This window comes from Lysobacter defluvii IMMIB APB-9 = DSM 18482 (genome assembly GCF_000423325.1).
Lineage (GTDB): Bacteria > Pseudomonadota > Gammaproteobacteria > Xanthomonadales > Xanthomonadaceae > Novilysobacter > Novilysobacter defluvii.
Genome location: NZ_AUHT01000006.1, coordinates 81,264 through 98,597, shown reverse-complemented (window position 1 = coordinate 98,597; position 17,334 = coordinate 81,264). Strand labels below are relative to the sequence as shown.

The 17,334-nt window shown below is 72.1% G+C and carries 19 protein-coding genes; 18 read left to right on the top strand and 1 reads right to left on the bottom strand.

The genetic code is table 11. The features are described from left to right. Window positions 1-3 precede the first annotated feature (3 nt). From G545_RS0104880 to G545_RS0104795, 18 genes are all read left to right on the top strand, one after another. Window positions 4-273 carry a flagellar biosynthetic protein FliQ gene (locus tag G545_RS0104880; RefSeq protein ID WP_027069414.1) on the top strand — a complete coding sequence of 90 codons (270 nt, stop codon included), beginning with the start codon at window positions 4-6 and terminating at the stop codon, window positions 271-273. Window positions 274-279: 6 nt separating this feature from the next. Continuing rightward, window positions 280-1,068, top strand: a complete 789-nt coding sequence (gene fliR / locus G545_RS0104875; protein ID WP_027069413.1) for a flagellar biosynthetic protein FliR — start codon at window positions 280-282, stop codon at window positions 1,066-1,068. A gap of 42 nt (window positions 1,069-1,110) precedes the next feature. Then, window positions 1,111-2,262: a flagellar biosynthesis protein FlhB gene (gene flhB, locus G545_RS0104870; RefSeq protein ID WP_027069412.1), complete on the top strand. Its 1,152-nt coding sequence runs from the start codon at window positions 1,111-1,113 to the stop codon at window positions 2,260-2,262. Beyond that, the gene (flhA, locus tag G545_RS0104865) at window positions 2,259-4,337 is read left to right on the top strand and encodes a flagellar biosynthesis protein FlhA (RefSeq protein WP_036137869.1); all 2,079 of its coding nucleotides are present in this window, start codon (window positions 2,259-2,261) and stop codon (window positions 4,335-4,337) included. Before flhB ends, flhA begins: the two co-directional genes overlap by 4 nt. Before the next feature lie 50 nt (window positions 4,338-4,387). Then, entirely contained in the window at window positions 4,388-6,070 is a 1,683-nt protein-coding gene (gene flhF, locus G545_RS0104860; protein ID WP_027069410.1) for a flagellar biosynthesis protein FlhF, read from the top strand. Beyond that, window positions 6,057-6,929, top strand: coding sequence for a MinD/ParA family protein (locus G545_RS0104855; protein WP_036137494.1), 873 nt, complete (start codon window positions 6,057-6,059; stop codon window positions 6,927-6,929). Before flhF ends, G545_RS0104855 begins: the two co-directional genes overlap by 14 nt. Beyond that, window positions 6,926-7,678, top strand: a complete 753-nt coding sequence (locus G545_RS0104850) for an RNA polymerase sigma factor FliA (protein WP_027069408.1) — start codon at window positions 6,926-6,928, stop codon at window positions 7,676-7,678. Before G545_RS0104855 ends, G545_RS0104850 begins: the two co-directional genes overlap by 4 nt. Before the next feature lie 16 nt (window positions 7,679-7,694). Continuing rightward, window positions 7,695-8,087: a chemotaxis response regulator CheY gene (cheY, locus tag G545_RS0104845; RefSeq protein WP_027069407.1), complete on the top strand. Its 393-nt coding sequence runs from the start codon at window positions 7,695-7,697 to the stop codon at window positions 8,085-8,087. Next, window positions 8,084-8,689, top strand: a complete 606-nt coding sequence (locus G545_RS0104840) for a protein phosphatase CheZ (RefSeq protein WP_027069406.1) — start codon at window positions 8,084-8,086, stop codon at window positions 8,687-8,689. The genes cheY and G545_RS0104840 overlap by 4 nt, the downstream gene beginning before the upstream one ends. Before the next feature lie 3 nt (window positions 8,690-8,692). Continuing rightward, window positions 8,693-10,477, top strand: a complete 1,785-nt coding sequence (locus tag G545_RS0104835) for a chemotaxis protein CheA (protein ID WP_027069405.1) — start codon at window positions 8,693-8,695, stop codon at window positions 10,475-10,477. 84 nt (window positions 10,478-10,561) lie between these two features. Then, entirely contained in the window at window positions 10,562-11,302 is a 741-nt protein-coding gene (locus G545_RS0104830; protein ID WP_027069404.1) for a flagellar motor protein, read from the top strand. A gap of 1 nt (window position 11,303) precedes the next feature. Then, a complete protein-coding gene (gene motD / locus G545_RS13585) occupies window positions 11,304-12,194 on the top strand; it encodes a flagellar motor protein MotD (RefSeq protein WP_036137497.1) in 891 nt (296 codons plus the stop codon). 2 nt (window positions 12,195-12,196) lie between these two features. Next, window positions 12,197-12,970, top strand: coding sequence for a ParA family protein (locus tag G545_RS0104820; RefSeq protein ID WP_027069403.1), 774 nt, complete (start codon window positions 12,197-12,199; stop codon window positions 12,968-12,970). Further along, complete coding sequence (locus tag G545_RS13580) at window positions 12,967-13,638, top strand: chemotaxis protein CheW (protein ID WP_052347262.1); 672 nt, start codon at window positions 12,967-12,969, stop codon at window positions 13,636-13,638. The genes G545_RS0104820 and G545_RS13580 overlap by 4 nt, the downstream gene beginning before the upstream one ends. Window positions 13,639-13,707: 69 nt before the next feature. After that, the gene (locus tag G545_RS0104810) at window positions 13,708-14,031 is read left to right on the top strand and encodes an STAS domain-containing protein (protein WP_052106825.1); all 324 of its coding nucleotides are present in this window, start codon (window positions 13,708-13,710) and stop codon (window positions 14,029-14,031) included. Further along, the gene (locus tag G545_RS0104805; protein WP_027069401.1) at window positions 14,028-14,393 is read left to right on the top strand and encodes a response regulator; all 366 of its coding nucleotides are present in this window, start codon (window positions 14,028-14,030) and stop codon (window positions 14,391-14,393) included. The genes G545_RS0104810 and G545_RS0104805 overlap by 4 nt, the downstream gene beginning before the upstream one ends. A 10-nt stretch (window positions 14,394-14,403) precedes the next feature. Continuing rightward, a complete protein-coding gene (locus G545_RS13575; protein WP_052106824.1) occupies window positions 14,404-16,365 on the top strand; it encodes a chemotaxis protein CheA in 1,962 nt (653 codons plus the stop codon). Window positions 16,366-16,389: 24 nt separating this feature from the next. Further along, complete coding sequence (locus tag G545_RS0104795) at window positions 16,390-16,908, top strand: chemotaxis protein CheW (RefSeq protein WP_052106823.1); 519 nt, start codon at window positions 16,390-16,392, stop codon at window positions 16,906-16,908. Between the two features lie 104 nt (window positions 16,909-17,012). On the opposite strand, the gene G545_RS13570 is transcribed toward G545_RS0104795, so the two are convergent. Continuing rightward, window positions 17,013-17,318, bottom strand: coding sequence for an energy transducer TonB (locus G545_RS13570; protein ID WP_027069399.1), 306 nt, complete (start codon window positions 17,316-17,318; stop codon window positions 17,013-17,015). Window positions 17,319-17,334: the final 16 nt, after the last annotated feature.

Genomic DNA, 17,334 nt, shown 5'->3' with positions numbered 1-17,334 from the left:
GCCATGAGTCCGGAAACCGCCGTCACCGAGATCGGCCGGGGCCTGCAGATGGCCCTGATGCTCGCCGCCCCGCCGCTGCTCGCCGTGCTCGTGATCGGCGTCGTGGTCGGCATCATCCAGGCCGCCACCCAGGTCAACGAACAGACGATCGGCTTCGTCGCCAAGGCCATCGCGCTGGCCGCGGTGCTGGCGCTGACCGGCCACTTCCTGCTCGGGCGCATGGTGGCCTTCACCACCGAGCTGTTCCACCGGATCCCGCACCTGATCGGCTGAGCCGCCGTGGACCCGGTCACCGCCGCCACCATCGACGGGCTCGACCTGTTCGGCATGCTCGGCACCGTGCTGTGGCACCTGCTGCGCATCGGTGCCGCGCTGCAGGTGCTGCCGGTCATCGGCGGCCAGGGCATGCCGATGCGCGCGCGGCTGATCGTCGCGGTGGCGCTGGCGGCGGCAATGTCCTCGGTGCTTCCCGCGCCCCCGGTTGCGGGGCTGGACGCGGCGACGGTGCTGGGCGTGATGCGCGAGATGGCCGTCGGCATCGCCATCGGCCTGGTGCTGCGGCTGGCCTTCGAGGCCGGGCGGCTGGCGGGCGAACTGATCAGCCAGGGCATGGCGCTGTCGATGGCGACCCTGGCCGACCCGCTCAGCGGCGCGTCCTCCAACGTCCTCTCGCAGTGGTTCTACCTGATGTTCGCGCTGCTGTTCTTCGCCGTGGACGGGCACCTGGCGCTGGTGCAGCTGCTGGCCGACAGCTACCGGACCCTGCCCATCGGCACCGCGCTGCCCGATCCGATGCACCTGGCCTCCGCCTTGCCGGTGTTCTTCTCCACCGTGCTGCGCACCGGGGTGTTGCTGGCATTGCCGGTGATGATGGCGCTGCTGGCCTCCAACCTCGCCTTCGGCGTGCTCTCGCGCGCGGCCGCGGCGCTGAACCCGATCGTGATCGGCATCCCCGTCGCACTGCTGGTCGGGCTGGTGCTGATCACCTTCGCGGCACGGGAAATGCAGGCACCGGTGGAAGCGCTGTTCCAGGAGGCATTCCTGGCAGCGCGCGCACTCACCGCCTGACGCCCGCCCCGCGGGCGCGATGCCCGACCCGGAGGCCGGCAGATGTCGCAGGACAGCGGCCAGGACCGCACCGAAGAACCTACCGAAAAACGGCTGCGCGAAGCCCGCGAGAAGGGAGACGTCCCCCGATCGCGCGAGCTGGCCAACCTGGCGGTGCTGGGCATGACCGCGCTGGCGATGCTGGCCATGGCCTCCTCGATCGGAAGCGCGGCGCAGGGCTGGCTGCGTGGCGCGCTGACGTTCGAGCCGGGCCTGCTGGGCAACCCGGACCAGCTCGCCGGGCACTTCGCGCGCCTGCTGGCTGGCCTGATGGTGCCGTTCCTGCCGGTGCTGGGCGTGGCCCTGCTGGCCTGCCTGGTCTCGCCGGCGGTGATGGGCGGGCTGCGCTGGGCGAGCAAGTCGCTGCAGCCGGACTTCAAGCGCCTGAATCCCGCCAGCGGGCTCAAGCGCATCTACGGCAAGGAAGGTTTCGCCGAGCTGCTGCGCTCGCTGCTGCGGGTGGTGCTCGTGGCCGGCGTCGGCGCGCTGGTGATCAGTGGCGCGATGTCGAAGCTGCTGGCGATTCCCCGGATGAGCCTGGAGGGGGCGATCGGCACCGGGCTGGACGTCGCCGCGATGACGCTGGTGTCGATCGTCGGGTCGCTGGCGCTGCTGGCCGCGATCGACGTGCCGTGGCAGAAGTTCCAGCACCGCAGCAAGCTCAAGATGACCAAGCAGGAGGTCCGCGACGAGCTCAAGCAGACCGAGGGCAACCCCGAACTCAAGGCGCGCATGCGCCAGGTCGCCCGGCAGATGTCGCAGCGCCGGATGATGGAAGCCGTCCCCACCGCCGACGTGGTGGTGATGAACCCGACCCACTACGCGGTCGCGCTCAAGTACGACTCCGGCACCATGCGCGCCCCGCGCGTGGTCGCCAAGGGCGTCGACGAGATGGCGCTGCGGATCCGCGAACTGGCGACCAGCCACCGGGTCGCGGTGGTCGAGGCGCCGCCACTGGCACGCGCCTTGTATAGGCAGGCACAGGTCGACCAGGAGATCCCGGTGAAGCTGTACGCCGCCGTCGCGCAGGTGCTGTCCTACGTCTACCAGTTGCGCCACTGGAGCCCGGGCCGCGGGGATGCCCCGCGCCTGCAGCAGCCCGACCTGGGCGCCGACGGCGCGCCGGATGCCGACGCCCCGGAGGCCGGCCGATGAGCGCCCAGCCGCAGCGCATGCCGCTGGCCGGCGTGGTCTCCGCGATGCGCGGCGGACTGGCCGCGCCGGTGGTGGTGATGGCACTGCTGGCCATGGTGGTGGTGCCGCTGCCGACCCCGCTGCTGGACGGGCTGTTCACCATCAACATCGCGCTGTCACTGGTGCTGATGCTGGCGGTGGTCTACGTCAAGCGGCCGCTGGAGTTCTCGATCTTCCCGTCGGTCCTGCTGATGATCACCATGCTGCGGCTGGCGCTGAACGTGGCGTCCACCCGCGTCGTGCTGCTGCACGGGCACGAGGGCCCGGGCGCGGCCGGCAAGGTGATCGAGTCCTTCGGCAACTTCGTGGTCGGCGGCAGCTTCGCGGTTGGCATCGTGGTGTTCGCGATCCTGACCATCATCAACTTCGTGGTGGTGACCAAGGGTTCCGGGCGCATCTCCGAGGTGTCGGCGCGCTTCATCCTCGACTCCATGCCTGGCAAGCAGATGGCGATCGACGCCGACCTCAACGCCGGGCTGCTCAGCCGCGAGGAGGCCAAGGCGCGCCGCCAGGAAGTCGCCGCCGAGGCCGACTTCTACGGCTCCATGGACGGTGCCAGCAAGTTCGTCCGCGGTGATGCGATCGCCGGGCTGCTGATCCTGTTCGTCAGCATCATCGGCGGCCTGCTGATCGGCACCCTGCAGCACGGCCTGTCGTTCGGCGAGGCGGCCGAGATCTACACCCTGCTGACCATCGGCGACGGCCTGGTGGCGCAGCTGCCCGGCCTGCTGGTCTCCACCGCGGTCGCGATGCTGGTCACCCGCGCCAGTGGCGAGCAGGAGATGGGCGAGGCGGTCGGCACCCAGGTGTTCGGCCAGAAGCGGGCCCTCATCGTGGCCGCCGCACTGCTGGGGATCATCGGCGTGGTCCCCGGCATGCCCAACCTGCCGTTCCTGCTGCTGGCCGCCGCGCTCGGCTTCACCGCCTGGAGGCTGCACCGGAAGGAGACGACCGCCGCGGCCGGTCCGGCCGACGCCGCCGCTCCCGCGGGCGAGGCCGCCCCGGTCCCGGAGCTGAGCTGGGACGAGGTGCGCCCGGTCGAGCCGCTGGCGCTGGAAGTCGGCTACAAGCTGATCGCGATGGTCGACAAGAGCCAGGGCGGCGAGTTGCTGGCCCGACTCAAGGGCATCCGCCGCAAGCTGACCCAGGACCTGGGCTTCCTGATCCCGGCCGTGCACGTGCGCGACAACCTGGAGCTGGCGCCGGGGCAGTACCGGTTGCTGGTGCACGGCGTGCCGGTCGCCACCGGCGAACTGCACCCCGACCGCGACCTGGCGCTGGACCCAGGCCAGGTGTTCGGGCCGCTGGAGGGCATCCCGGGCAAGGACCCGGCCTTCGGCCTGGACGCGGTGTGGATCGCGCCGTCCCAGCGCGCGCATGCCGAATCGCTCGGCTACACGGTGGTGGACGCGGCGACCGTGGTCGCCACCCACCTGTCCCACGTCGTGCGCGAGCGCGCCACCGAGCTGCTCGGCCACGACGAGGTCCAGCACCTGCTCGACAGCGTCGGCAAGGCGACGCCGAAGCTCGTCGAGGATTTGACGCCCAAGTTGCTGCCGCTTTCCACCATCGTCCGCGTCCTGCAGTCGCTGCTGGCCGAGAAGGTCCCGCTGCGGCAGATGCGCCAGATCGTCGAGGCCCTGCTCGAGCACGGCGCCCATACCCAGGACGCGACCGCGCTGACCGCCGCCGTCCGCACTGCTCTGGGCCGCTTCATCGTCCAGGAGATCAACGGCATGGAGCCGGAGCTGCCGGTCTACACCCTCGCCCCGGCTCTGGAACGGGTATTGCAGGAGTCGGTCAGCGGCAATGGTGCCGCGCTGGAACCGGGACTGGCCGAACGCCTGCACACCAACCTCAGCGACTGCGTGACCCAGCAGGAAGGCCGCGGCGAGCCGTCGGTGCTGCTGGTCCCCGGGGCGATCCGCCCCACGCTCTCGCGGCTGGTACGGCACAGCGTTCCCGCCCTTTCGGTACTGGCCTACGGCGAGGTCCCCGAGGACAAGCGCCTGCGGCTGGTGGGGTCGGTTGGATAGCCGCCCGGTCCCGGCAATGACGAGCAGAACGAACGGATGAGCAGCCAGGCATGAGAATCAAACGCTTCATCGCCCCCGACATGCGTACCGCCCTGCGCATGGTGCGCGAGGAACAGGGCGCCGACGCGGTGATCCTGTCGAACCGCCCGGTGCCGCAGGGCATCGAGGTGGTCGCTGCCACCGACTACGACGAGGTGCTGGTCCAGCAGGCACTGCGCACCGCCGGTGCTGCCGCCCCGGCCGCCGCCGCGCCTGCTGCCGCGCCCGCGGCTCCGGCCGCGGCCGGCGAGTCCACGCCCGCCCCGTCCCCCGCTGCACGCGACGCCGGCCCGGTCCCGCCTTCGGTGCGGGAAACCCTCGCCACCCGCGCCCGTGCCGTGTTCCGGCTTGGCGAGGCGCGCGTCCGCGACAGCGAGCCGACGCTGGCCGAACTCACGACCCCGGCTGCGCCGGCGGCGACGGACGTGGCTGCGCCTGCGGCACGCCCGGCCGACGAGCCCGCCACCGGGGAAGCCGCCGCGGCGCCGATTCCCAGGGAGGTCCCCGCCTACTTCGAAGCGATGATGGCCGCCCTGGCCGATCCGGACACCAGCGATCGCCTGATCGCCGCGGCCAACGGCGAGCCGCTCGCCCCGCGCGCGCCGCAGCCGGAGGCGGCAGCCGCCGCGCCGAAGGAGCCGAAGGAGCCGAAGGAGCCGAAGGCCGCCGCAACGCCGGCGCGCACGGAGCCGGAAGCCGCCACATCGCCCCCGGCCGCAGCGGCAGCCGTGGACGCGACCGCCCCCGCCGGCCGCCCGGCTCCGCAGCTGCAGGCCCTCCCCGACCCGGACCCGGCGATCGTCGCCCTGCGCGCCGAGCTGACCGGCATGCGCCAGCTGATCGAACAGCAGGTCGGCCAGCTCGCCCTGGAGCGCCTGCGCGGCTCTCCTGCCCGCGCCGCGGCCTACGACGTGCTCACCGGCTACGGCTGCGACGAGCAGCTAGCCCAGCAGGTCGCGGCCCGCCTGGACCCGGCGCTGGACCCGGAGCGCATCCACCCGCCGATGCTGGCCGAGCTGGCCCGCACGCTCACGGTGATCCGCAGCGAGCCGATCGACGACGGCGGCGTGATCGCCCTGGTCGGCCCGACCGGCGCCGGCAAGACCACCACGGTCGCCAAGCTGGCGGCACGCTTCGCGGCCCGCCACCGCGCCCGCGACGTGGCGATGGTCACCACCGACGCCGAGCGCATCGGCGCGCGCGAGCAGCTGCACGCCCACGGCCGCCGCCTCGGGATCACCGTCTGCGAGGCGGAGGGCCCCGAAGGCCTGGCGCAGACGCTCGAGCAACTCAAGGACTACCCGCTGGTGCTGGTCGACACCGCCGGCTACGGGCCGCGGGACCGTGCCCTGCTCGGCCAGGTCACCTGGCTGCGTGCCACCGGGAACCTGCGCAGCCTGCTGGTGCTGCCCGCCAATGCCCACCCGCACGACATGAACGAGGTCGTGCGCCGCTACCGCATGGCCGGCCCCGAGGGCGTGGTGCTGACCAAGACCGACGAGACCGGCCGCCTCGGCGCCGCGCTGTCGATGCTGGTCCGCAACGGCCTGGGCCTGGCCTACACCACCTGCGGACAGCAGGTGCCTGGCGACCTGGACGCCGCCAGCGCATCGGCGCTGGTCCTGCAACTGGAGAAACTGCGCCGTGCTGCCGATAACCCCTTTGTCACCGAGGACCGTCATGTCAGCGCCTGATCCCGACATCGCCGTCACCCGCCGCCATGAGCCGGGCAATCCGCCCGTGCGGGTCATCGCCGTGGCCAGCGGAAAGGGCGGCGTGGGCAAGACCAACGTCTCGGTGAACCTGGCGCTTTCGCTGTGCAACGCCGGCCAGCGCACGCTGCTGCTGGACACCGACCTGGGCTTGGCCAACATCGACGTGCTGCTGGGCCTGTCGCCACGGTTCACGCTGGCCGACGTGTTCGCCGGCCGCTGCGAGCTGCGCGACACCCTGGTCAAGGGCCCGGCCGGGCTGTGGGTGGTCCCCGCCGCCTCGGGCAAGCGCCACATGACCGAACTCACCCCGGCCGAGCACGTGGGCCTGGTGCACGCCTTCAGCCAGCTGGACGTGCCGCTGGAGGCGATGGTGATCGACACCGCCGCCGGCATCGCCGACGGGGTGCTGACCTTCTGCCAGGCCGCGCAGGACGTGGTCGTGGTGGTGTGCGACGAGCCAGCGTCGGTCACCGACGCCTACGCGCTGATCAAGGTGCTCAGCCGCGACCGCGGCGTGCGCCGGATCCAGGTGCTGGCCAACCAGGTCCACCACCCCAACGAGGGCAAGGCGCTGTTCGCCAAGCTCGAGCGGGTGACCGCGCGCTTCCTCGACGTCACCCTCAACTACCTGGGCGCGGTGCCCCGCGACGAGTGGCTCCGCCGCGCCGTGCAGCGCCAGGAGGCGGTGGTCGAGGCCTTCCCGTCCAGCCCGTCGGCACGCGCCTTCACCGACATCGCGCGGCGTGCGCGGCAGTGGCAGTCGCCCCCCGGCCAGCGCGGCCACATCGAATTCTTCGCCGAGCGGCTGGTGGCGCAGCCGGGGAGCGCCCTGGCATGAGCACCGCGACCGCCGCCTACCGTGCCAGCCAGCCGCGCGAGGACGCCGCGGCCGTGGTCGAGCGCCACGCCGAGCTGGTCCGACGCATCGCCCACCACCTCGCCGCCCGCCTGCCCTCCAGCGTCGAGATCGACGACCTGGTGCAGGCCGGCATGCTCGGCCTGCTGGACGCCGCGAAGAACTTCCAGGACGACCAGGGCGCCAGCTTCGAGACCTACGCCTCGATCCGCATCCGCGGGTCGATGATCGACGAGATCCGCCGCGGCGACTGGGTGCCGCGCTCGGTGCACCGCAAGTACCGCGACGTGGTGTCCGCCACCCGCGCCGTCGAGCAGCGCACCGGCCGCGCCGCCACCGCGCCGCAGGTCGCCGCCGAGCTGGAGGTGTCCCTGGAGGAATACCACCGCATGCTCGAGGAGTCGGCCCGCGGCCAGCTGGTCAGCCTGGAGGCGATGGTCGACGAGCACGATGGCGAGCCCCGGCTCTCCGGCCACGATGCCGCCACCCCGCTGCGCTCGGTCGAGCACGACGCCTTCCGCGCGAGCCTGGCGGAGGCCATCGGCGACCTGCCCGAGCGCGAGCAGCTGGTGATGTCGCTGTACTACGAGCAGGACATGAACCTTCGCGAGATCGGCGCCGTGCTGTCGGTCAGCGAATCGCGCGTCTGCCAGATCCACGGCCAGGCCATGCTCCGGCTGCGGGCGCGGCTGGGCGAATGGCGCGGAACCATCATGCACGATCAGGACTGAGGCCCCACCCGACCCCATGGACAAGAACATCCGAATCCTCATCGTCGACGACTTCTCGACGATGCGGCGCATCGTCAAGAACCTGCTCAACGACCTCGGCTTCACCAACACCGCCGAGGCCGACGACGGCACCACCGCGCTGGTGGAGCTGCAGAAGGCGAAATTCGACCTGGTGATCACCGACTGGAACATGCCGGGCATGCCGGGCATCGACCTGCTCAAGGCGATCCGCGCCGACGCCTCGATGGCCTCGCTGCCGGTGCTGATGGTGACCGCCGAGGCCAAGCGCGAGCAGATCATCGAGGCCGCGCAGGCGGGCGTGAACGGGTACGTGATCAAGCCGTTCACCGCCGGCACGCTCAGCGACAAGCTCAACAAGATCTTCGAGCGCCTCGAGGCGTCGGCGTGAACACGGGCTTCGACCGGGAGGCACTGAGCCGCCACCTGCTGGCCGCGCTCGCCGCGCTGGAGCAGGACGACGAGACCGGCTGGCGCCGCAACGTCGACGAGCTGATCCAGTGGCGCACGCAGCCGCTGGTGCAGGGCATTACCCGGCTGGCCAGGGAGCTGGAGCAGGCGCTCGGCGAAACCGGCCCGGCCGCGTCCCCGACCTCGCTCCCGGAGGCGTGCGCGCGCCTGGAGCACGTGGTCGCGCTGACCGAGAACGCCAGCATGCGCAGCCTGGACCTGATCGACGAGTGCGGCGCGCTGCTGCGCAGCCTCGAGACCGCCGTCCCGGAGCAGGCCGGGGTCGTGCAGGACATCCGCGGCCGCCTGTCCGAACTGACCGCGACGCAGGGCTACCAGGACCTCACCGGCCAGATCATCCTGCGCGTGGTCGGGCTGGTCCGCGCCGTGCACGCCGGCCTCGGCGAGATCATCGGCGAGGACGAAGCGCCGGTGCGCCTGGCGCAGGACAACCGCGGCCACGGGCCCGCCGTCGCCGGGCTGGACGCCGCGCCCGCGTCGCAGGACGAGGCCAACCAGCTGCTGTCCTCGCTGGGGATCTGAAGCGTGGACGCGAACAGCGACATCTGCGCCGACTTCCTGGTGGAGGCGCGCGAGATCCTCGACCAGCTCGGCGAGCAGATGGTCGTGCTGGAACACACGCCCGATGACAGCGAAGGGCTCAACGCGGTCTTCCGCGGCTTCCACACCATCAAGGGCGGGGCGGGGTTCCTGGACTTCGCGCCGATGGTCAAGCTCTGCCACGCCTTCGAGGACCGCCTGAACCTGGCCCGCACCGGCGAGCTGCCGCTGGATGCGGTGGCCTTCGACGGCGCGCAGCAGGCGATCGACCTGCTGGTGGACATGATCGACGCGGTCGCCTCGGGCGAGCCGCTGCCGGAAGCACCGCAGGCGCTGATCGACAGCCTGCACCCGGACGCCACGGCACCCGCGCCGTCACCGGCACCGGCACCGGCGGTCCCGACCGAACTGCTGGAAGGCGACCTGGACGACCTGGATTTCGACGCCCTCCTGGACAGCCTGCACGGCTCCGGTGGGGTCCCGGGTGCGCCCGCATCCGCACCTGCGCCTTCGCCCGCGCCGGCTCCTGCCCCGGCACCGCCTCCCGCGCCGCCGCCGAAGCCCGCCGCCCAGGCAGCACCCAAGCCGCCCGCCTCACCGGAGGAGCAGACCGTCCGCGTCGACGTCCGCCGCCTGGATGCCATGGTCAACCTGGTCGGCGAGATGGTCCTGGCGCGCAACCGGCTCAAGACTTTGCGCCCGCGGCTGCGGGACGAGGAACTCGACCGCGCCGTCGCCTCGCTGGACGCGACCACCTCGCGCCTGCAGGCGGCGGTGATGACCGCGCGCATGCAGCCGGTCGGGCGGGTGTTCGCCCGCTTCCCCAAGCTCGCCCGCGACGTGGCCCGCCAGCTCCAGAAGCAGGTGGACCTGGAGGTGGTCGGCGCGGACACCGAGCTCGACCGCAACCTGGTCGAAGCGCTGTCCGACCCGCTGGTGCACCTGGTCCGCAACGCCATCGACCACGGCATCGAGTCGCCGGAGCAGCGCCGCCTGGCCGGCAAGCCCGAGCGCGGCCAGGTGCGGCTGTCGGCGCAGCAGGAAGGCGACCACGTCGCCATCGAGGTGCGCGACGACGGCGCCGGGATCGACGCCGACCGGATCCGCGACAGCGCGGTCCGCAAGGGCCTGGTCGAGCCGGACGCGGCCGCGCGCATGTCGCCGGAGGAGTGCCTGCAGCTGCTGTTCCTGCCCGGCTTCTCGACCCGCAGCGAGGTCAGCGACCTCTCCGGGCGCGGGGTCGGCATGGACGTGGTGCAGAGCAAGATCCGCGAGCTGTCGGGCCTGGTGCAGATCCACTCCGAGCCCGGCGTCGGCAGCCGCTTCGTGATCCGCGTCCCGCTGACGCTGGCGATCCTGCCCACGCTGCTGGTGGAGATCGCCGGCGACGTGTACGCACTGCCCCTGGTGCGCGTGGTGGAGGTCCTGCCCTACGCGGCAGGCGACGCCCCGATGCGCATCGACGGCCAGCCGGTGCTGGACCTGCGCCAGCAACCGCTCCCGCTGCTGGACCTGCGCCACTGGCTGGGCCTGCCCGATGCCGGCGGCGAGCGCACGGCGGTGGTGCTGCAGGCGGGCGAGCAGCGCTTCTGCCTGGTGGTCGACCGCGTGCGCGGCCGCGAGGAGGTGGTCATCAAGGCGCTGCCGCGCAGCCTGCGCGGGCTGGACGGCTACGCCGGCGCGAGCCTGATCGGCGACGGCCGCATGGCCCTGATCCTCGACGTCGACAGCCTCTACCGGAGCGGCCTGGCGCCTGCCCGCGCCGCCTGATCGCGTCCCCGGCCTGGCCGGGAGACGCGCCTGGCAGCCCCGCCCGCACTCAAGCATTCCCCCTACGCACCGATATCGAAGGCAATGGACAAGCTCACCGCAATCGGAAGCGCGCTGGCGCTCATCGCCCTGGTAGGCGGCAGCCTGCTCAAGGGCGCGGGCCTGTCCGGCCTGTGGTCGCCGGCGGCCTTCGTGATCGTGATCGTCGGCACCGTCGCGGCCGTGTTCATCCAGACCCCGATGGACACTTTCCGCCGTGGGTTGAAGATCGTGCGCTGGGTCTTCCAGCCCCCGTCCAGCGACCGGGCCGCGCTGATCGAGCGCATCGTCGAGTGGAGCGGCACCGCGCGCCGCCAGGGCCTGCTCGGCCTGGAGGCGGAGGTCGAGGCGATCGAGGACCCGTTCCTGCGCAAGGGCCTGCAGATGGTGGTCGACGGCGTGGAGCCGGAGACCCTGCGGCAGATGCTGGAGATCGACCTGGAGGGCCAGCAGGAGCGCGACCTGGCCGCGGCGAAGATGTTCGAGGGGGCGGGCATCTACGCACCGACGCTCGGCATCGTCGGCGCCGTGCTCGGCCTGATGGCGGTGATGAAGAACCTGGCCGACCCGAGCAAGCTCGGCCACGGCATCGCCGCCGCGTTCACCGCCACCGTCTACGGCATCGGCAGCGCCAACCTGGCCCTCCTGCCGGCCGCCGCCAAGCTCAAGGGCATCATCGGGCGCCAGGGCACCGACCGCGAGATGATCATCGAGGGCCTGGCGGCCATCGCCCAGGGCGAGAACCCGCGCAACATCGAGACCCGCCTGCAGGGCTTCGGCGACTGAGATGGCGCGCCGCAAGCACCACGAGGAGCACACCAACGCGGAGGCGTGGGCGATCCCCTACGCCGACCTGATGACGTTGCTGCTCGCCTTCTTCGTGGTGATGTACGCGATCTCCTCGCTCAACGAGGGCAAGTACCGGGTCTTGGCCGATTCACTGTCGTCGGCCTTCGGCGGGCCACCGCGCACGGTCAGCCCGATCCAGCTCGGCCAGACCCAGCTGCGCGGATCGGCCTTCGACCGTCCGTCGATCCAGACGGCGGCCGCCAAGGCCGGGCCGGCGGCCGCGACGCCGATCAACGCCCCGCGCATGCTGCAGGTGCTCGACATGCCCACGCTGGGCCGGCAGCCCACGGTCGCCGAGGCCAACGCCGCCCGGATCGAGGCCGAGAAGCGCCGCCACGTGGAACTGCAGGTGCTCGGCCGGCGCATCGAGGAGGCGCTGGCCGACCTGGTCCGCGAGCAGCTGGTGACGGTGCGCCGCGGGCCCGACTTCCTGGAGGTCGAGATCCAGAGCGACATCCTGTTCGCCAGTGGCGTGGCGGTCCCCAGCCCGGTGGCGATCGACACCATCCGCCGCCTGGCCGGCATCCTGCGCGACGAGCCGAACTCGCTGCGGGTCGAGGGCTACACCGACGACGTACCGATCGCCAGCGCGCGCTTCCCCTCCAACTGGGAGCTCTCGGCCGCGCGCGCCGCCAGCGTGGTGCACGAGCTGGTGGACGCCGGCGTGGAGCCCCGCCGGCTGGCCATGGTCGGCTATGGCGAACACCAGCCGATCGCCGACAACGACACGCCGGAGGGCCGCAATTCCAACCGCCGGGTGCTGCTGGTGATCCTCGCCTCCCCGCTGGGGCCGGATGCGCTGGTGGCGACCGCTGAAGGAGCTGGATGAACATGCAGATCTGGGCAATCGCCAACCAGAAGGGCGGCGTCGGCAAGACCACCACCTCGCTGCTGCTCTCGCGCGGCCTGGCGCAGATGGAGCAGCGCGTGCTGCTGGTCGACCTGGACCCGCATGCCTCGCTGACCCGCGCCTTCGGCGTCCCGACGGACCCGCCGCCGCCGGGCACCCACGACATCTTCTCCGACCTGGGCGGGGCCGACCTGGGCAACCTGGCCCGGCGGACCCCGATCCCGGGGCTGCTGATGGTGGCGGCGCAGCCCGCGCTCGCCACCCTGGAGCGCCGCGGCGCCACCCAGCCCGGCCTCGGGCTGGCGCTTGGCCGGGCGCTGCACGCCGCGCGCGGGCGCTATGACTACGTGGTGCTGGACTGCCCCCCGACCCTGGGCCTGCTGATGGTCAATGCACTGGCCGCCGCCGACCGGCTGGTGGTCCCGAGCCAGACCGATCCGCTCGCCATGCACGGCCTGGCCGACATGCTCCGCACCGCGGAGATGGTGGAGCGCTCGCGCCGCCGTCCGTTGCCGAGGCACATCATCCCCACGCTGTACGACCGGCGGACGCGCGCCGGCGTGCAGGTACTCGGCCAGCTCAAGGACATGTACGAGGGCATGGTCTGGCCCAGGGCGATCCCGATGGACACGCGGCTACGCGAGGCGCAAACCCTCGTGGCCGAAGAGCCGCCGACCGGTCGAGGTGCCGAGGCGTACGAGTCCGCGCTGCGGTGGCTGCTGGCTGCACTGCCGCGGCAGCAGGAGGCCGCGTGAACCATCCTGCCGTCGACAGCTACCTGGAAGAGCTGCTGGCACCGGTGGCGCAGGCCGCCGGGGGCGAGCGCGACGCGGCCAACGAGCCCGATGCGAACACCGCGCGGGAGGCTGCGCCAGCGCCCTCGCCCGCGCGGCCGGCCCACCCGCTGCCGGTGGCGGCCCCCGCTCCCGTCGAAGCACCGGTCGCCGCACCCGCACCCGGCCACGCGGCGGTGCGGCAAGCCCCGGTCGACGAACCGAAGCGCCGGGTCGCGCCGGCCTCGGCGCGCTGGCTGCGCGCCCGGCTGGGCGCGGACAGCTACGCCTTCCAGCTGCTGAAGGTGCAGGAAGTGGTGCGGGTCTCGCCCGTCGTCGCCATGCGCGGTGCCGCGGTGCACGTGCTGGGGGTGATGAACCTGCGCGGCCGCATCGTCCCGGTCACCGACCTGGCGCTGTGGCTGGGCACCGGGCGCGTCGAGGCCGACGAGCAGTCGCGGATCATCGTGCTCGAGCACCAGGACGAACTGATGGGCGTGCTGGTCTCGGCGCTGGACGACGTCACCAGCATCGAGGACGACGACATCGAGCAGCCGTTCGCGGCCACCGCGCCGGGTGCGGTGCTCGGCATCGCCCGTTCCGACCGCACCCCGACCGTACTGCTGGACGCCACCGCGCTGTTCGGCTGATCCGCTCAAGTCCCCCGGCCACCCGCCGTTACCGGGTTCGATGGCCCCCGGGCCGCGAGACTGGCATCCATGGCTGACACCCCCAACCCGCTGATGCTCCCGCCCGACCTGGGCATCGAGCACGTGGCCGACCTGCAGGCGCTGCTGGCGCCGCATCTTGAAGGGGAGGCCCCGCTTGCCCTGGACGGCTCGCAGGTGCGCCGCGTGCACACCGCCGGCCTGCAGCTGCTGCACGCCTTCGTGCGCGAGCGCGCGGGCACCGGCCGCGGCACCGCCATCCTCGACCCGTCCCCCACCCTCTCGGACGCCGCGCGCCTGCTGGCGCTGGAGGCGACCCTCGGGACCGGGAACACCCCACAGGCACACGCCAGCACTACCGGAGAAAACGCGTGAGCGCACAGTTGTTGATCGTCGACGATTCCACCTCCATGCGGCAGATGGTCGCCTTCGCCCTGTCGTCGGCCGGCTACGCCGTGCACGAGGCCGAGGACGGCCAGGCGGCACTGGAGAAGGCGCAGGGGCAGAAGTTCGACGCCGTGGTCACCGACGTCAACATGCCGCGGATGGACGGGATCGAGCTGATCCGCCAGCTGCGCCAGCTGCCGGCCTACAAGTTCACCCCGCTGCTGATGCTGACCACCGAGTCGGGCGCCGACAAGAAGCAGGAAGGCCGCGCCGCCGGTGCCACCGGCTGGCTGGTCAAGCCGTTCGAGCCGGCCCAGCTGGTCGCCACCGTGGGCAAGGTGCTGGGCTGAGGGCCCGACCATGGACATCAGCCGCTTCCACGCCGCGTTCTTCGAAGAAAGCCGCGAAGGCCTGCAGGCCATGGAGGCCGGCCTGCTGCGCCTGGAGTCGGCCGAGCCGGACCTGGACACGATCAACGTGGTGTTCCGCGCCGCCCACTCGATCAAGGGCGGCGCGGCGACCTTTGGATTCCGCGCGGTCACCGACCTGACCCACCTGCTGGAGACGCTCCTCGAGGAGGCCCGTGCCGGCAGCCGCCGGCTGGACGGCGCCTCGGTGGACGCGCTGCTGGAGGCCGTCGACGTCCTTGGCGGGCTGCTGCAGGTGGCCGAGCACGGCGGGGAGGCCGACGGCGCGGCGCTCAACCGGGTGCAGGCGAAGCTGCAGGCCCTGCTGGACGGCGCGGCCGCGCCGCAGGCAGCGGCCGAGGCCCCGGAGGAGTCGGCCCCCGACAAGTGGCGGGTCGGCTTCACCCCCGAGCCGTCGCTGTTCATGAGCGGCAACGACCCGCTGCGGATCTTCCGCGACCTGGCCGAGCACGGTGAGCTGGAGACGACCGTCGACGACGCGCGGCTGCCGCCCTTCAGCCAGCTCGACCCGTTCGAGGCCCACCTGGCATGGGACCTGATGCTGCCAGGGTCGGTGCCCCGCGACGCGATCGAGGACGCCTTCGCCTGGGTCGACGACCAGTGCGCGCTGGAGGTCGAGGCCGTCCGTGCCGAAACGCCGGCCCCCGCGCCGTCGCTTGCCGCCGCCGACCCTGCCTTGCCTGCCACGGCCGCCGACCCGGCCCGCCACGCCGAAGCCGACAGCTCGATCCGGGTGGCCGTCAACAAGGTCGACGCCCTGATCAACCTGGTCGGCGAGCTGGTGATCACCCAGGCCATGCTGACCCAGCGCGCCGAGGGATTGGACCCGGTGGCGCACGAGTCGCTGCTGTCCGGCCTTGCGCAGCTGGAGCGCAACACCCGCGACCTGCAGGAAGCGGTGATGAGCGTGCGCATGCTGCCGGTGGAGTTCGCCTTCAGCCGCTTCCCGCGGATGGTGCGCGACCTCGCCGCGCGGCTGGACAAGAAGGTGCGCCTGCGCACCAGCGGCGAGGCCACCGAGCTGGACAAGGGCGTGATCGAGAAGATCGTCGACCCGCTGGTGCACCTGGTCCGCAACTCCATCGACCACGGCCTGGAGAGCCCGGCCGAGCGCCGCGCCGCGGGCAAGGACGAGACCGGCACGGTCACCCTCAGCGCCGCCCACCAGGGCGGGCACATCGTGATCGAGGTCGGCGACGACGGCCGCGGCATGGACCGCGAGCGGATCCTGGCCAAGGCCGCCGAGCGCGGCCTGCAGGTGCCCGACAACCCCACCGACGCGCAGGTCTGGGACCTGGTGTTCCAGCCCGGCTTCTCCACCGCCGACACGCTCACCGACGTGTCCGGCCGCGGCGTCGGCATGGACGTGGTCAAGAGCAACATCCTGGCCCTGGGCGGCCAGGTCGAGGTCCGCAGCACGAAGGGCGCCGGCAGCACCGTGGTGGTCCGCCTGCCGCTGACCCTGGCGATCCTCGACGGCATGACCGTGGCGGTGGGCGAGGAGGTCTTCATCGTCCCGCTCAACATGGTCATCGAGTCGCTGCAGCCCGGCCCCGGCCAGATCCGCACCATCGCCGGCGACACCCGCGTGCTGCGCATGCGCGAGGACTACGTGCCGCTGGTCAACCTGCGCGAGCAGTACCGGCTGCCTTCGGCGGCCAACGCCAGCGGCAACCCGATCGCCGTGGTGGTCGAGGCCGATGGCCGCCGGCTGGCACTGGAGGTTGACGACCTGCTCGGCCAGCAGCAGGTCGTGGTGAAGAACCTGGAATCCAACTACCGCCGCATCCCCGGCATCTCCGGCGCGACCATCCTCGGCGATGGCCGGGTCGCGCTGATCGTCGACGCCGGCAGCCTTGGCAACGTGGCCCCGGCACCCGCCGCCGCGGCCTGATCCCACCCGTATCCGAGAAACGCAATGAACACCACCGCCCCCTCCCCCGCCGCCGACGGTACCGAAGCCACCCTGGCCGGCAGCGCCGAGTTCCTCACCTTCGCCCTGGGCGAGGAGGAGTACGGCGTCGACATCCTGAAGGTGCAGGAGATCCGCGGCTACGACTCGGTCACCCGGCTGCCCGACGCCCCCGACTACATCAAGGGCGTGATCAACCTGCGCGGCACCATCGTGCCGGTGGTCGACATGCGGCTGAAGTTCCGCCTCGAAAAGGCCGAGTACACCGCAGTGACGGTCATGATCGTCCTCAACGTCGGCGAGCGCGTGGTCGGCATGGTCGTCGACAGCGTGTCCGACGTGGTGCGCCTGTCGGCCGAGCAGATGCGCGCGGTGCCGGAGATCGGCGCCACCATCGACCGCCAGTTCCTCACCGGGATCGGCACCCTGGACGAGCGCATGCTGATCCTGCTCGACATCGAGCGGCTGATGACCAGCCCGGAGATGGGCCTGGTGGCGGAGGCGGCGGCGCGGGCGGCCGCCTGAGCCCCGAACCCACGATCCGTCGCCCCTGGCGGGGCCGCGGATCGCCGGAAACGAAAAACGCGCCCCTGGGGGCGCGTTTTTGTTTACCTCGGCGTGGCGCCGGATTACAGCTTGAAGTCCAGCCGCACCTTGCCGCGGCCGCCGCCCGGGGCGAACTCCCACTGCTTCACGGCACGGACCGCCGAGGCCTCGAACACGCGCGAGGGACGGGCGTTGACGACCGACACGCTGTCGACCTTGCCGTCCGGGGTGACGGTGAACTCGACCTCGACGAAGCCCTCGGTGCCGTTGCGGGCCGCTTCGGCGGGGTACTGCGGGTCGACGCGCTTGGTCGGGCTCAGGTTGGCATGCGCCGGCAGGGCGATGGCCATCGCGAGCAGGGCGGGAACAAGGATGCGGAAACGCGGCATGGGGAAACTCCTGGAA

Excerpts from the sequence above, each read along its gene's own strand:
- G545_RS13570 (WP_027069399.1), bottom strand. The coding sequence starts at position 17,318 with ATGCCGCGTTTCCGCATCCTTGTTCCCGCCCTGCTCGCGATGGCCATC.
- cheY (WP_027069407.1), top strand. The coding sequence starts at position 7,695 with ATGGACAAGAACATCCGAATCCTCATCGTCGACGACTTCTCGACGATG.
- G545_RS0104795 (WP_052106823.1), top strand. The coding sequence starts at position 16,390 with ATGAACACCACCGCCCCCTCCCCCGCCGCCGACGGTACCGAAGCCACC.
- G545_RS0104810 (WP_052106825.1), top strand. The coding sequence starts at position 13,708 with ATGGCTGACACCCCCAACCCGCTGATGCTCCCGCCCGACCTGGGCATC.
- G545_RS0104820 (WP_027069403.1), top strand. The coding sequence starts at position 12,197 with ATGCAGATCTGGGCAATCGCCAACCAGAAGGGCGGCGTCGGCAAGACC.
- G545_RS0104880 (WP_027069414.1), top strand. The coding sequence starts at position 4 with ATGAGTCCGGAAACCGCCGTCACCGAGATCGGCCGGGGCCTGCAGATG.
- G545_RS0104830 (WP_027069404.1), top strand. The coding sequence starts at position 10,562 with ATGGACAAGCTCACCGCAATCGGAAGCGCGCTGGCGCTCATCGCCCTG.
- motD (WP_036137497.1), top strand. The coding sequence starts at position 11,304 with ATGGCGCGCCGCAAGCACCACGAGGAGCACACCAACGCGGAGGCGTGG.
- flhF (WP_027069410.1), top strand. The coding sequence starts at position 4,388 with ATGAGAATCAAACGCTTCATCGCCCCCGACATGCGTACCGCCCTGCGC.
- G545_RS13575 (WP_052106824.1), top strand. The coding sequence starts at position 14,404 with ATGGACATCAGCCGCTTCCACGCCGCGTTCTTCGAAGAAAGCCGCGAA.
- G545_RS0104855 (WP_036137494.1), top strand. The coding sequence starts at position 6,057 with ATGTCAGCGCCTGATCCCGACATCGCCGTCACCCGCCGCCATGAGCCG.
- G545_RS0104850 (WP_027069408.1), top strand. The coding sequence starts at position 6,926 with ATGAGCACCGCGACCGCCGCCTACCGTGCCAGCCAGCCGCGCGAGGAC.
- flhB (WP_027069412.1), top strand. The coding sequence starts at position 1,111 with ATGTCGCAGGACAGCGGCCAGGACCGCACCGAAGAACCTACCGAAAAA.
- flhA (WP_036137869.1), top strand. The coding sequence starts at position 2,259 with ATGAGCGCCCAGCCGCAGCGCATGCCGCTGGCCGGCGTGGTCTCCGCG.